Origin of the sequence: Mesorhizobium sp. WSM4884, from assembly GCF_029625675.1 — a bacterium.
Lineage (GTDB): Bacteria > Pseudomonadota > Alphaproteobacteria > Rhizobiales > Rhizobiaceae > Mesorhizobium.
Window position 1 is genome coordinate 1 of the sequence record NZ_JARTVO010000102.1, and the last position, 233, is coordinate 233.

Sequence of the window (233 nt, forward strand, 5' to 3'; positions counted from 1 at the left end):
TACTTCCACCATTGCGCCATCGCAATGAGTTGCCGGCAACTGGCGCTCGCCGGCCGCTTTCTCGCCAATGGCGGCAAGAACCCGGCGACCGGGCATTCCGTGGTGTCGGCCGAACGGGCACGCCGCATCGGCGCGATGATGCTGACCTGCGGTCACTATGATGGCTCCGGCGATTTCGCCTTCCGCGTCGGCATCCCCGGCAAGAGCGGCGTCGGCGGCGGCATATTGGGCAT

General features: G+C 66.5%; 1 protein-coding gene. It reads left to right on the top strand.

Annotated elements, in window-relative coordinates; all coding sequences use genetic code 11:
• Positions 1–233 (top strand): glutaminase (locus P9236_RS30825; protein ID WP_278078226.1); only part of this gene is annotated, 233 nt, incomplete at both ends.